This window comes from Ruegeria sp. YKSF57 (assembly GCF_059612585.1).
This window is the reverse complement of record NZ_JBXWQW010000079.1, coordinates 1-11866: the sequence shown is the minus strand read 5'-3', so window position 1 is coordinate 11866 and position 11866 is coordinate 1. Positions and strand designations below refer to the sequence as shown.

Genomic DNA, 11866 nt, shown 5'->3' with positions numbered 1-11866 from the left:
GGCAGCGCGCACATTCGCCGAAGCCTGGATCATCGCCCGCTTGAGCGTCAGATTGACCCGAGCATCGGCGACGCCGGGATAGGCGCTCAACTCGCGTTCGACTGTGGCAATGCATCCCGAGCAGTGGATGCCCGGCAGCGACAGAGCAATCTGAACATCCTCGAGGATGGCGCGCGCCGGTTCAGCCGGAGCCGCGAGGCATCCGGGGCAAGCCGCTGTGCCTGGGCGCATCTGGGCAGACATCACATCATCCTTTTACGCGCAGAAGCACCCTTTGGGTGAATTCCGTGCCATCCGCAGCTGTGGCGACCATACGAATGTTCCAGTTGCCTTTTCCCAATTCGGCCTTGGCCACATAGGCACTGCCGTCAAAGCGAAATTGGGGCCGGCTATCTTCGTTCACATGGGTTGCCCGCCCCACAACCGCGTCAAGCTTTTGCACCTCAACTGGGGTGCCGGATGCATCAATGATCGAAAGAAAGATCAACCCGCCCGCCGCATCAGCACGCACGGTCCAACCCAAAGATTCCTGCGCGTCGCGGCGGGTGTTGAATTCCTGGCTGGCGACATAAGAATTCTTTACCTCAAGCCCCGGAAAGGTCTTCACCGCACTATAGGCCAGAATCAGATTCACCGCGATGATCACACCAAACGCCCCGACAAATACAGCCAGCGCATGTTTTCCGGTAAACTGGCGTTCCGCCATGGTCAGTTCCCTCGTCCGTTGAACGTGGTGTCTTTGTAGGCGCGCTCGCCACTGGTCAGATCCTCGACCCAGATCCGGACCGGAGTTGCCTGAGCCGCGGACGGCGCAGCATCCTTGGAGGCCATGATATATACACGAGTGAGCTGTGCCGTGTCAGCCGGAACGTTGACAACATCGTAATCAGTGCCTTCAATCTGTATGCGCATGGTCGGATCACCCGTCAGCGACAACTTGAACAGCCGGTCTTCGCCATGCTTGTTGCGCAGCCGGACGTCATAGGTGTTGCGGATCGATCCATCCGACAAGGTCACGAAGGTCGGGTTGCGCACTGGCGCCACCGTCAAGTCGATATCGGATCGGATGAAGAGCGCGAACAGCAACGCGAACCCGACCGCCGACCACAGACTGGTGTAGAGGATCGTGCGCGGGCGCAGGATGTGCTTCCAGACGTTTTTGGGCGGGTGCCCTGCACGCTCGCGACCTTCGTCACTGAGCGCCATATAGTCGATCAATCCACGCGGCTTGCCAATCTTGGCCATCATGTCGTCACAGGCGTCAATGCACAGGGCGCAAGTGATGCATTCCAGTTGCTGCCCGTCGCGGATGTCGATGCCGACCGGACACACGTTGACGCAGGCCATGCAATCGATGCAATCGCCCAGCTCCGACTCCTCGACGCGTTTGCCCTTGCCACGCGGCTCGCCCCGCCATTCACGGTAACCGACGACGAGCGTGTCTTCGTCCATCATCGCCGCCTGAATGCGCGGCCAAGGGCAGGCGTAGATGCAGATCTGTTCGCGGGCGAAGCCGCCAAACAAGAAGGTTGTAAAGGTCAGCACCGCCATGGTGGTGTAGGCGATCGGATGAGCGTTCAGCGTGACCAGATCCTTTGCCAGCGTCGGGGCATCGGCAAAATAGAATACCCACGCGCCGCCGGTAGCGAGACCGATGAGCAGCCAGACAATCCATTTGGTAATGCGCAGACGCGCCTTGCGGAAATCGAGCTTTTTCTGCCGGTGCAAGCGAAGGCGGGCGTTGCGGTCGCCTTCAATCCAGCGCTCGACGAGAATATAGAGATCGGTCCAGACCGTCTGCGGGCAGGCATAACCGCACCAGACCCGGCCCAGGGCGGATGTAAACAGAAATAGGCCGAGGCCGGCCATGATCAGCAGACCAGCGACAAAATAGAACTCGTGCGGCCAGATTTCGATCCAGAAGAAATAGAACCGGCGGTTGGCCATATCCAGAAGCACCGCCTGATCCGGCAGGCTGGGCCCCCGGTCCCACCTGATCCATGGCGTCAGGTAATAGATACCCAGAGTCACCGCCATGATGATCCATTTCAGGTTTCGGAACGGACCTTGTACGCGGCGCGGAAAAATCGGCTCCCTTGCGGCGTAAAGGCTGGGGGCGGGGTCGGATTCGCTCACGGACTCACTCCAGATCTGGGGCACTTGCGCGTGTTCTCACAGATCATAGTTGGTACAACTTTGACATGGGTCAAAAAGCGCATCTTCAATTTAGGTTTTGAACCCGTGGCAAAACATGCATAAAGAAAACACGATTGCCGGTTTCAGCAATCGACAGACTTCAACTAGCATTTCGGTTAGTTGGCGCCGGCTGTTCAGGAAACGCGCGAACAGATGGAACAGCCGGCACCTCACCCTCTGGGCGGCAAGCCGCCCAGAGGTATCCTCAAGTCTTATTCACCGCCACCCAACTGGTGGACGTAGGCCGATACCGCGCGAATCTGGGATTCGGTCAGGCGGGTGTTCCAGGCGGGCATGACCCCAAACCGGCTGTTGCTGACAGTGTCGATCAGCGTGTCGTAGTCGCCACCATAAAGCCAGATCGCATCTGTCAGATTCGGCGCGCCTTGGTAGATATCGCCGGTACCATCCTCGGCGTGGCAGGCTGCACAGTTGTCGGCAAAAACAACCGACCCGGCTTCGACCGCGCCTGCGTCCTGTGGTTCGCCCGACAGAGACATGACGTAGTTCACGACTTGATCGATTTCCTCTTCGCCCAACAGTTCGTCCCGTCCAAAGGCCGGCATTTCCGAATACCGTGCCTCGTCACTATCCGAATTGCGGATACCGTGGCTGATGGTGAAGTGGATACTTTCGATATCACCACCCCACAGCCAGTCGTCATCCAACAGGTTCGGATAGCCCTTGGCCCCTGCCGCGCCCGAGCCATGGCACTGGGCGCACCAGGTCTTGAACACGGCGCCACCGGCCGAAACTGCGTATCCGTTGAGTTCGGCGTCGCCTTGGATTGCGGTCAATTCCACGGATGCCAGCTTGTCGTTGATGGCGGCGTTAGCCTCTTCCACCGCGGAGATTTCAGCGGCAACGTCGGCGCGGGTTGACCACCCCAGCGCACCGGCGGTGGCCGAGTTGATCAGCGGCCAAGCTGGGTAAGCGATGGTATACATCACACCCCAGATAATGGTGGCGTAGAAGGTCCACAGCCACCAGCGGGGCATCGGGTTGTCGAATTCCTCGATTCCGTCCCAAGTGTGCCCGGTGGTTTTCGGATCACCCGGTTGTTTTTCAGGTGTCTTGCTCATTGCCGCGCCTCCTTGGATGTGGCGGGTTTATCTTGATGCCGGAACGGGATGTTGGCGCTGTCGCGGTGCTCTTTCCCTGCGCCGGGGCGAAAGACCCAAAGGACCACGCCCAGAAAAAAGGTGAAGAGGACCAGCAACATCCAGCTATCCGCGAATTGCCGAAGGATTGTGTATTCTTCCATCACACCCCTCCCTAGCGGCTTGCATCAGGGGTAAAGGTCGAGAAATCGACCAACGTACCCAGCATCTGCAGATAGGCGATCAAGGCATCGGCTTCGGTCACGCCCGGTTGGCCGTCGAAGTTGCGTACGTTGACATTGTCGCCATAGCGTTCCAGCAGCCCGTCATAATCGCTGTCCGGATCTGCCTGCGCCCGGAAATCGGCGACTGCGTTTTCGATCATCTCGTCCGAATACGGTGTTCCGACCAGCGCGTTTGCGGCCATGATGTCACCGATGTATTTGCCGTCGATCTTCCTGTTTTCGAGGAAGCCGTATTTCGGCATCACCGATTCCGGGACCACGGCCTGTGGGTCACGCAGGTGATCGACGTGCCATTCGTCCGAGTAGCGGCCACCGACGCGGGCCAGATCCGGTCCGGTGCGCTTTGAGCCCCACTGGAACGGGTGATCGTACATCGATTCCGCCGCCAGCGAGTAGTGACCATAACGTTCGACCTCGTCCCGCATAGGGCGGATCATCTGGCTGTGGCAGACATAGCAGCCTTCGCGGATGTAGACTTCGCGCCCGGCCATTTCGAGAGGGGTGTAAGGGCGCATGCCCTCCACCTTCTCGATGGTGTTTTCCAGATAGAACAGCGGGGTGATCTGCACGAGGCCACCGATGGTTACGACCAGAAAGCTGAAGATCAGCAGGAGGGTCGCGTTGGTCTCGAGGATCTTGTGTTTGTCGAGAATTGCCATTGCTCCGGCCCTCCTTATTCAGCCGGGACCGCGACGCCGAGGCTGGCCTCTTTGGCCGGCGCCCGACGAACGGTCATCCACAGGTTGTAGCACATGATGACGGCACCAGCGAGGAACATGACCCCACCCAGCGCACGCACCACATACATCGGGAACTTGGCGGCAACGGTGTCGGCGAACGAGTTCACCAGGAAGCCGTTGGCATCAACTTCGCGCCACATCAGGCCTTCCATGATACCGGTCACCCACATGGAAGCGGCATAGAGAACGATGCCGATCGTGGCGAGCCAGAAGTGCCAGCTGACCATTTGAAGCGAATACAGACGCTCACGCTTCCACAGTACTGGCACCAGATAGTACAGCGCGCCAAAGGTGATCATGCCGTTCCAACCCAGCGCGCCAGAGTGCACGTGACCGATGGTCCAGTCGGTATAGTGGCTGAGGCTGTTCACCGCGCGGATCGACATCATCGGGCCTTCGAAAGTGGACATGCCGTAGAAGCCGACCGAGATTACCATCATCCGGATTACCGGGTCGGTGCGAAGCTTGTCCCAAGCGCCGGACAGCGTCATCAGGCCGTTGATCATGCCACCCCAGGACGGCATCCACAGGATGACCGAGAACACCATGCCCAGCGTCGACGCCCAGTCAGGCAGTGCTGTGTAGTGCAGGTGGTGCGGACCGGCCCAGATGTACAAAAAGATCAGCGCCCAGAAGTGGATGATCGACAACTTGTACGAAAACACCGGGCGTTCGGCCTGTTTCGGAATGAAATAGTACATCATGCCAAGGAAGCCCGCGGTCAGGAAGAAGCCCACAGCATTGTGGCCGTACCACCACTGAATCATGGCGTCTTGTACACCCGACCAGACAATCACGGATTTCGAGCCCCAGATGCTGACCGGGATGGTCATGTTGTTGACAAGGTGCAGCATGGCAACCGTCACGATGAACGACAGGTAGAACCAGTTGGCCACGTAAATATGGGGTTCTTTCCGCTTGATGATCGTGCCCAAGTATACCGCAAGATAGGCAACCCAGACGACAGTCAGCCACAAGTCGACATACCACTCAGGCTCGGCATATTCCTTGGATTGCGTCCCTCCAAGCAAGTAACCGGTTGCGGCCAGTACGATGAACAGCTGATAGCCCCAGAACACGAACCATGCCAGATTGCCGCCCCAAAGGCGCGCGGCACTGGTGCGCTGCACGACGTAGAAAGACGTGGCAATCAGGGCGTTGCCGCCAAACGCGAAAATTACCGCCGATGTATGCAACGGGCGCAAACGGCCAAAATTCGCAAATCCCTGCGCCCATTCGAAATTCAGCGCCGGGAAGGCCAGCTGAAATGCGATGAAGGTCCCGGCCAGAAAGCCGACAACGCCCCAGAATGCGGTGGCGATTACGCCATAACGCACGACACCGTCCATGTATTCGCCCGAATAATCGATGGGCAGAACCTCGTCAGTACGGCGCAGTGTCCAGATGAAAAGACCGGCGGCGACAACCATTATGAGAATGGCATGCACCTGATAAGCCAGATCTCGCGCGTAATTGGCCGCGATCGCGGCGAATACCGCAATCAGACCAAGCGCGATAAGCTTGATATAGTTTGACATTTTGCGTCCCTTTGCCATGCCCCACGCGGTTCTTGCTGCCGCGCAGACTTCTTTGACTGGCTGCCGTAATGTAGAATGGCAGCGCAAGTTGCTTTGATCTGTGTCAAGACAATAGCTTGAATTATATGACACGCATAACCTAGGAAATATGAAAATCGGTGGCACGTTTTGACACACCGGCAGCTCAGAGGTTGAAATGTCCTTTAAATCCCTGCTCACCGTGATGACGGATATCTCATCAGCCAAACCGGCGCTTGCGCAGATGGTGGCACTGGCCCAGGCTCAGGACAGCCACGTCGAGGCGCTCTGTCTGGGCGTCGACCGCAGTCAAACCGGTTATTATTATGCGGGTGCGAACGCGTTGATCCTTCAGGAAACGCTAAGCCGCGCGAATAGCGAAGCCGATGAGATTCTGGATTTTGCCGAGGACTACCTGGGTAAGTCCGGAGTGCGTTGGTCGGCGGAAAATGGAGTTGCGCAAATTGCCGATCTTGGCCGCCACGTCGCCCATCGCGCGCGGTTTTCCGATCTGGTGATCTTGTCCCGCCCCTATGGCGAAGACCGCGGGGCCGAGGCTGAACCGATTGTCGAAGCGGCAATGTTCGAAGGGCACGCCCCTGTTCTCGTCGTTCCGGACAATGTTGAACCGGTGGCGCGACCCGGAACAATCCTTATCGGTTGGAATGAAAGCGTCGAAGCAATGCGCGCCATCCGCAGCGCGTTGCCTTTCCTGACGGCCGCAGACTTGGTGCGGATCGTAGTAATCGACCCCCCGACCCACGGACCGGACCGCTCGGACCCCGGCGGGCTGTTGTCACAGATGCTCTCGCGGCACGGAGTCAAGTGTGAGATCGACGTTCTGAGTAAGACCATGACGCGGGTATCGGACATCCTGAACCGCCATGCGGCTGACACCGATGCGGATATGTTGGTCATGGGTGCCTATGGCCATTCCAGATTCCGCGAAGCGATCCTTGGCGGTGCCACACGAAACATGCTGGAACAGGCGACGGTGCCCGTATTCATGGCGCACTGAACAGGAAACCATTGTAAGGCGCCTAACACAGGCGCCTTTTTCAACCGGCTTTGCGGATCAACCCAATCACAAACAACAGGATCACGGCGCCAATTGTCGCGTGGAAAACCGATGCGATGATGCCACCGCCGACCGAGAATCCCAGCGCTGGAAAGATCGTTCCGGCCAGGAAGGCGCCAACGATCCCGACGATGATGTTGCCAATCACGCCAAATCCCCGGCCCTGCATGATCTTGCCCGACAACCATCCGGCCAGTGCGCCAACAATCAGCATGCTCAACAGGCTTCCAAACTGCATGTTTCACTCCCTATTGATTCAGCTGCAATAGACCACGCACGCGTTTACAGGTCACGTCCGAACATAGTGCACCCCCTGAAATTTCTGGCGAAGATTGCGGGTTTTTTCACCCACGCTTCTGGGATCGTTGCCGGTCAACCCCTGAGCAACCAGAGCAGCCAGTTCAACTGCGTGTTCGGGCCCGACGCCCCGGCGCACGAGTTCCGGTGTGCCAATTCTCAGACCGTTCATGTCCCCTGAAACCGGCGCGATAGGCAAGCCAATGCCGCAAGTGAGAAAACCTGCTTTACGCAGCGTTTTCGACGCTGTCTGCCCGCCACCAAAGGCCGCGGCTTCGATTGCGAACTGATGAGAGGCCGTTGCCCCGTTTTTGCCTTTGTAAACCGGTAGGCCTACGGCCTCCATCTCAAGCGCCAACGCCTGTGCCAGATCCACCATCGCCCGACCGTAAGCTGCGCCATATTCGATCCAGTCGAGCATGGTGATTGCCAGAGCCGCCGATTTCGCAGCGTCGAAATTTGCGGTCATGCCGGGAAAGGCGATGGCGTCCAGCCTTTCGGCGATTTCCGCATCGTTGGTCACGATAAGACCTCCGGCAGGCCCGCCAAGGCTTTTGTAGGTGCTCATGGTCATCATGTGTGCGCCCTGATCCAGTGGATTGGTCCAAATTCCACCGGCGATGACCCCGCATTGATGCGCGGCATCGAACAGAACCTTGGACCCGACCTCGTCGGCGATCTCTCGAACAGCGGCAACCGGATGAGGATAAAGGTTCAGCGACCCACCCACCGTGATCAGACGCGGCTTGTGCCTATGGGCCAGCGCCCGTAATCCATCCAGATCAAGGCTATAGCCATCGGCATCGACCGGGGCGTCAAGCGTTGTCAGCCCATAAAGTCCCGCGCAACCACCCTTATGATGAGTGACATGTCCCCCGATACTGGCGGGCGGCGCGATGATCGTGTCGCCCGGACGGGCCAGCGCCATAAAGCCATAGAGATTGCACAGCGCGCCGGAACCGACCCGGATTTCGGCGTAACGAGCACCAAAAACCTGTGCTGCCAGTTCAGCTGCGATCACTTCGATCTCTTCAATGGCTTCCAGACCCATCTCGTATTTGTCGCCCGGATACCCCAGCGACGGGCGGCTGCCTAATCCTTCAGCCAGAACAGCTTCGGCGCGCGGATTCATGACGTTGGTCGCGGGGTTGAGATTGAAACACTCTACGTCGTGAATCTCGCGGTTGCGGGCGATGAGCGCATCGAGACGAGCAGCAATCTGATCTGTCGAGGCCTCTGCGGTTTGGGCCGCGATGTCCTGAACGCGGGCTTCGCAATGGGAAGGAACCCAGGAACGTCTGGCAAGATTTGGCATTTTTGACCTCCGTATGTTGTCCCCAGAATGTCCTTTGCGTCCACTTGCCTGCAAACCAGTTTTATGAAAAATTAGGGTTAGAAAAATTGAGGCTAAATAATGCCCGTCGCTCCCCCTCGCCCCAGAACCTTTCCGTTGAACGCTTTGCGCGCGTTCGAGGCGGCAGCACGCCTTGGCGGTTTTGCCGCCGCCGCTGAAGAGCTGGGAGTAACGCCCGGGGCCGTTTCTGCACATGTGAAGGCGTTGGAGGAAGAGCTTGGCGCACCCCTGTTCGAACGGTCGGCGAAAGGCGTTGTTGCGACGGCACTGGCATACAGTGTTTTGCCGAACCTGACGCAAGCCTTTGACGAGGTGGGTCGCGCAACTCAAACGCTTCGCGCGCAAGCCCGGCCCCATATCGTTCACATCGTGGCATTGCCTTCGGTCGCGCAACTGTGGCTGTCACCGCGCCTGCCTGCGCTCCGCGCCGCAAACCCGGAGATCGAGGTTTCGCTGACTGCAATGGAAGCGCCGCCAAATCTAAAACGAGCGCCATACGATTTGTATCTTTTCTTTGGCGATTTGCCCGGAGAGACCTTGGCCCGGGACGTTATTTTTCCCGTCTGCGCTCCGACCCTGGTAGAACGTCTGAGAACGGTGCAAGATCTGAGAAACGTGCCCTGCATATCCGACACGACCTGGAGTGGCGACTGGGATATCTGGACGAAGTCGGCATTGTCGAATTGGCAGTTCGCACCTCGAGGCCCCGTTTTTTCGCTTTATTCTCTGGCGGTAGAAGAAACCGTGAATGGTGCCGGTGTACTGATGGGACACGAGATCCTGGTGGCACCTTACCTCGAACGCGGTCAGCTGGTGGCGCCTTTTGACACACGTGTAACACTGGAACACGACCTCAAGCTTTGGAGCGCAAGGCCGTTCAAATCAGACTCTTCCGTGGGGAAGGTTGCCAAATGGTTGAGGCAGACAGCCTAAACCGGAAATCCGCCATCGGAATCGTCACCTGCTTCTTCCATCAGGCGCCCCATATCGGGAACGGTCACGTGCCGCTTTCCCTCCAGTTCGATGACACCGTCCTTTTTCAGTGCCGAAATTTGCCGGCTGACGGTCTCCAGGGTGAGGCCTAAGTAATCTGCCATCGCCTCGCGCGTCAGCGGCAAGTCGAACACGATCGGTCCGGACAAGCCCGTCTTGGTCACGGATGCATCGCGGCGGGCGATGATCGACAAAAGGCTGGCAATCTTTTCGCGCGCGGTTTTCCGGCCCAAAACCAACATCCATTCACGTGCCGCATCCAGTTCGTCTAATGTCATCTGCAACAGACGCTGCGCGATATGGGGTGTATGCGCCATCATTTCTTCGAAGGGTTTCTTACGAAAACAGCACATCACGACATCGGTCGTGGCAACCACATCGTAAGGAGCAGTATCACGACCCGGACGACCGACGAAATCGCTGGGCAGCATCAAGCCTACCATCTGCGTGCGCCCGTCCTCCATCGTCTGTGTCAACGAAGCGATTCCCGACACCATCGAGCCGACGAACCCCATCTGATCGCCCGACCAGATGATTGTCTGCCCGGCTTCGAAGCTGCGATAATACTTGATCTCGTCCAGCAACTCGAGTTCGTCTCGGTCGCAATGAGCGCAAACGGCCCGATGTCGGATCGGACAATCGGAGCAATTCGAATGGTCGAGCTGAATCTGCAGAGTCATCCGTTTATCCACTTGATCTCGGTCAATGCCGCCGAGCCAGACATCCCATAACGGTATCCTCATGATAGCGAAATCACAATTGGCTCGGCTCGGACTTTTTGACGCGAAAGTTCCGCGCTATACAAGCTACCCGACTGCACCTCACTTCAACAACGATGTGGGACCTGACTTATTTGGTGACTGGATTTCGGGCATCAAGCCCGGAAGTGCCATCTCGCTTTATGTCCATGTCCCCTTCTGCCGCAGACTATGCTGGTTCTGCGCCTGCCGGACGCAAGGCACGCAAACCGATAACCCGGTCATTGCCTATGTTGATGTTTTAAAGGCGGAATTGGACCTTTTGGCGGCTCGATTGCCCGAGGGCGTCCGACTGTCGCGCCTGCATTGGGGCGGCGGCACACCGACCCTGCTAAACCCCGATCTGATGCGGGATTTGGCAGCGCGGATACTGAGCATCGTTCCCTTGGGCGCGGGTGCCGAGTTTTCGGTAGAAATCGACCCCAACGAAATTGATGACGATCGGCTGGATGCGCTGGCCGATGCGGGTATGAATCGCGCCTCGATCGGGGTTCAGGATTTCGATGAGGACATTCAGAAAACCATCGGGCGCATACAAAGTTACGACACCACCCGCAAGGCGGCAGAAATGATTCGCGAGCGTGGTATTGCCAGTCTGAATGCCGATATCCTGTTCGGCCTGCCACACCAGACAAAGTCACGGATGACTGAAAGCGTGCAAAAGCTCTTGTCGCTCAATCCCGACCGCGTAGCACTTTATGGATATGCGCATGTGCCCTGGATGGCCAAACGTCAGCAGCTGATTCCTTCGGACGCGTTGCCGACACCCGAGGAACGTCTGGAACTATTCGAAACCGCGCGACGCCTGTTCCTTTGGGACCAGTACGCGGAAATCGGCATTGACCACTTTGCCACGCAGGATGACGGGCTGACTCATGCGCTCAATGCGGGGCGGCTCAAGCGCAACTTTCAGGGATACACCGACGATCAAGCCGAGGTTCTAATCGGTGTCGGTGCGAGTTCGATCTCGCGCTTCCCACAAGGTTACGCACAGAACGCACCGGCAACTTCAGTGCATACCAAGGCCATCCGTGAAGGCAATTTCTCGACCACGCGCGGGCATCTGTTCAAGGGGCAGGACATTCTGCGCGCCCGTTTGATCGAGGCGTTGATGTGCGATTTCCGGATCGATTCGGCTGAGATTTTGCGCGACCACGATGTGACGGCAAACGACTTAAAACAGATGTACGCCGATGCCGATCGGGCGTTTCCCGGCATGCTTCGGATCACCGACGACGGGTTGTTCATCCCGACTGAGGCACGTCCATTGACCCGCATGATCGCCCGCAGCTTCGACGCGTATGACCTGAGCAAGGCAGGTCACAGTTCAGCCATCTGACGAAAGGACAACGAACCGGCAAGGCACGTCCCGAGCACTGCCTGACCAATTATCGCAGGGGGGCTTGACGCCCTACACCCGGATTTCCCACACTTGGTGTGCGAGGGCGATTGCGCCTCGCACACGAGGCAGGCAGTAGGACAGACAGACGGTGCCGACGCTCAGGCGTTCGACATTTCCCTTTCGTGCAGCAGAAATTGCAACCAGAGA

At 58.0% G+C, this 11866-nt stretch carries 13 protein-coding genes; 3 read left to right on the top strand and 10 right to left on the bottom strand.

Annotation, left to right across the window (positions count from 1 at the left end; translation table 11 throughout):
* The 7 genes from AC2FLX_RS20980 to ccoN all read right to left on the bottom strand — a co-directional run.
* Positions 1–243 (bottom strand): heavy-metal-associated domain-containing protein (locus AC2FLX_RS20980; protein WP_496875529.1); only part of this gene is annotated, 243 nt, incomplete at its 3' end.
* Positions 244–247: 4 nt separating this feature from the next.
* Entirely contained in the window at positions 248–706 is a 459-nt protein-coding gene (locus AC2FLX_RS20975; RefSeq protein WP_496810950.1) for a FixH family protein, read from the bottom strand.
* Positions 707–708: 2 nt separating this feature from the next.
* A complete protein-coding gene (ccoG, locus tag AC2FLX_RS20970; RefSeq protein WP_496810951.1) occupies positions 709–2136 on the bottom strand; it encodes a cytochrome c oxidase accessory protein CcoG in 1428 nt (475 codons plus the stop codon).
* 272 nt (positions 2137–2408) lie between these two features.
* The gene (gene ccoP / locus AC2FLX_RS20965) at positions 2409–3278 is read right to left on the bottom strand and encodes a cytochrome-c oxidase, cbb3-type subunit III (RefSeq protein WP_480750173.1); all 870 of its coding nucleotides are present in this window, start codon (positions 3276–3278) and stop codon (positions 2409–2411) included.
* Positions 3275–3460, bottom strand: coding sequence for a cbb3-type cytochrome oxidase subunit 3 (locus tag AC2FLX_RS20960; protein ID WP_480750172.1), 186 nt, complete (start codon positions 3458–3460; stop codon positions 3275–3277). Before AC2FLX_RS20960 ends, ccoP begins: the two co-directional genes overlap by 4 nt.
* Before the next feature lie 11 nt (positions 3461–3471).
* A complete protein-coding gene (gene ccoO, locus AC2FLX_RS20955; RefSeq protein WP_496748633.1) occupies positions 3472–4200 on the bottom strand; it encodes a cytochrome-c oxidase, cbb3-type subunit II in 729 nt (242 codons plus the stop codon).
* Positions 4201–4214: 14 nt separating this feature from the next.
* The gene (gene ccoN / locus AC2FLX_RS20950) at positions 4215–5819 is read right to left on the bottom strand and encodes a cytochrome-c oxidase, cbb3-type subunit I (RefSeq protein ID WP_480750170.1); all 1605 of its coding nucleotides are present in this window, start codon (positions 5817–5819) and stop codon (positions 4215–4217) included.
* A gap of 196 nt (positions 5820–6015) precedes the next feature.
* Here ccoN and AC2FLX_RS20945 point away from each other — a divergent pair, with 196 nt between their 5' ends.
* A complete protein-coding gene (locus AC2FLX_RS20945) occupies positions 6016–6855 on the top strand; it encodes a universal stress protein (RefSeq protein WP_480750169.1) in 840 nt (279 codons plus the stop codon).
* 40 nt (positions 6856–6895) lie between these two features.
* Here the strand turns inward: AC2FLX_RS20945 and AC2FLX_RS20940 are convergent, their stop codons facing one another.
* On the bottom strand, positions 6896–7153 hold the full coding sequence (locus AC2FLX_RS20940; protein ID WP_480750168.1) for a GlsB/YeaQ/YmgE family stress response membrane protein: 258 nt from the start codon (positions 7151–7153) through the stop codon (positions 6896–6898).
* Positions 7154–7204: 51 nt separating this feature from the next.
* Positions 7205–8527 carry a serine hydroxymethyltransferase gene (gene glyA, locus AC2FLX_RS20935; RefSeq protein WP_496810952.1) on the bottom strand — a complete coding sequence of 441 codons (1323 nt, stop codon included), beginning with the start codon at positions 8525–8527 and terminating at the stop codon, positions 7205–7207.
* Positions 8528–8626: 99 nt separating this feature from the next.
* Here glyA and AC2FLX_RS20930 point away from each other — a divergent pair, with 99 nt between their 5' ends.
* Positions 8627–9499 carry a LysR family transcriptional regulator gene (locus tag AC2FLX_RS20930; protein ID WP_496746334.1) on the top strand — a complete coding sequence of 291 codons (873 nt, stop codon included), beginning with the start codon at positions 8627–8629 and terminating at the stop codon, positions 9497–9499.
* Here AC2FLX_RS20930 and fnrL read toward each other — a convergent pair.
* Positions 9496–10239 (bottom strand): transcriptional regulator FnrL, encoded by a 744-nt coding sequence (gene fnrL / locus AC2FLX_RS20925; protein WP_480750165.1) that lies wholly within the window; start codon positions 10237–10239, stop codon positions 9496–9498. The genes AC2FLX_RS20930 and fnrL overlap by 4 nt on opposite strands.
* Before the next feature lie 61 nt (positions 10240–10300).
* Between fnrL and hemN the strand changes: the two genes are divergently transcribed.
* The gene (gene hemN, locus AC2FLX_RS20920) at positions 10301–11656 is read left to right on the top strand and encodes an oxygen-independent coproporphyrinogen III oxidase (protein WP_496875528.1); all 1356 of its coding nucleotides are present in this window, start codon (positions 10301–10303) and stop codon (positions 11654–11656) included.
* Positions 11657–11866 lie beyond the last annotated feature (210 nt).

Coding starts and splice junctions, on each gene's coding strand:
- ccoO (WP_496748633.1), bottom strand. CDS start 4,200: ATGGCAATTCTCGACAAACACAAGATCCTCGAGACCAACGCGACCCTC.
- ccoN (WP_480750170.1), bottom strand. CDS start 5,819: ATGTCAAACTATATCAAGCTTATCGCGCTTGGTCTGATTGCGGTATTC.
- glyA (WP_496810952.1), bottom strand. CDS start 8,527: ATGCCAAATCTTGCCAGACGTTCCTGGGTTCCTTCCCATTGCGAAGCC.
- AC2FLX_RS20960 (WP_480750172.1), bottom strand. CDS start 3,460: ATGGAAGAATACACAATCCTTCGGCAATTCGCGGATAGCTGGATGTTG.
- AC2FLX_RS20945 (WP_480750169.1), top strand. CDS start 6,016: ATGTCCTTTAAATCCCTGCTCACCGTGATGACGGATATCTCATCAGCC.
- AC2FLX_RS20975 (WP_496810950.1), bottom strand. CDS start 706: ATGGCGGAACGCCAGTTTACCGGAAAACATGCGCTGGCTGTATTTGTC.
- fnrL (WP_480750165.1), bottom strand. CDS start 10,239: ATGACTCTGCAGATTCAGCTCGACCATTCGAATTGCTCCGATTGTCCG.
- AC2FLX_RS20930 (WP_496746334.1), top strand. CDS start 8,627: ATGCCCGTCGCTCCCCCTCGCCCCAGAACCTTTCCGTTGAACGCTTTG.
- hemN (WP_496875528.1), top strand. CDS start 10,301: ATGATAGCGAAATCACAATTGGCTCGGCTCGGACTTTTTGACGCGAAA.
- ccoP (WP_480750173.1), bottom strand. CDS start 3,278: ATGAGCAAGACACCTGAAAAACAACCGGGTGATCCGAAAACCACCGGG.
- AC2FLX_RS20940 (WP_480750168.1), bottom strand. CDS start 7,153: ATGCAGTTTGGAAGCCTGTTGAGCATGCTGATTGTTGGCGCACTGGCC.